Raw genomic sequence first — 1,139 nt, forward strand, 5'->3', positions numbered from 1 at the left:
TTTGGGCGCCTCGAACCTCGGCCGGTAAGCTGTTACGCTTTTCTTAGAGGGTAGCTGCTTCTAAGCTCACCTCCCGGCTGTTTAGGGCTCGAGACCACCTTCGGTTGCACTTAATCTACACTTGGGGACCTTAACCCGGCTCTGGGTTGTCTCCCTCACGGACCACAGGCTTACCCCGCAGTCCGGATTCCCGACGTCTACGGCGTCTGCAAGTTTGGAGTTCGACAGGATGGCCGACTCCTCTCGGAGGCGGGTCATCCAATCGGTGGCTCTACCTCGCAGACTACCTCGGTCGAGGTCATGCTTCGACATGTTTCGGCTGGAACCAGCTGTTGCCGAGTTCGATGGGCCTTTCACCCCTACGCACGGGTCAGGAGAGGGTATTGTAGGACACCAACTCTTCAGGCCTCCACGCAGCTTTCGCCACGCTTCACCTTGCCCGCGCGTAGATCACTCGGTTTCGGGTCGTACCATCGTGACTCCCCGCGCTTGAACACGGTGGCCCTGGTCTCCGAAGAGACTGCGGCCGTATCGGTTTCCCTGTGCCTGCCTGGATGATCCAGTTAGGCTTGCCACGAGGGTACACTCCCTGGGTCGTTTTTCAAAACGCACGACGCGACATCGGCTTCCCCGAAGTCCTACTGGTGGGTCGCCCCACGGTCGTTTATTCGGGGACCTTGTATGCCCCGTCGTTCTATCACTGACTGAGTTCAGGCCCTATTGCACCGCCCTGTTCGGGGTGCTTTTCAGCGTTCGCTCACGCTACTTGTTCGCTATCGGTCTCGAGGAGTGTTTAGTCTTCGCAGTTGATGCCTGCGATATTAACGAGGAATATCCAATCCTCGGTACTCTGGAGCTAACCCGGAATCTCGCGGTCGGGATACGGGGCTGTCACCCTGTATCGCACTCCGTTCCAGGAGATTTCTCCTGACGTTGAGATTCGTTGTGGTCAGTCCGAACACCACATTTCCCGTGAGGGATTCGGTTTGGACTGCGTCGCGTTCACTCGCGGTTAGTAACGACATCGCTATTGCTTTCTGTTCCTGCTCCTACTGAGATGTTTCAATTCGGAGCGTTCCCCATTGCGCGAGGCAATTGCGGTGGGGATTCCCATTCGGAGATCCTGAGTTCTTTGTCTC

General features: G+C 57.0%; 1 rRNA gene. It reads right to left on the reverse strand.

Annotation, left to right across the window (positions count from 1 at the left end):
- A 23S ribosomal RNA gene (locus BLU74_RS18340) occupies window positions 1–1,139 on the reverse strand; the annotation flags it as partial.

Source organism: Halobellus clavatus, assembly GCF_900107195.1.
GTDB lineage: Archaea > Halobacteriota > Halobacteria > Halobacteriales > Haloferacaceae > Haloquadratum > Haloquadratum clavatum.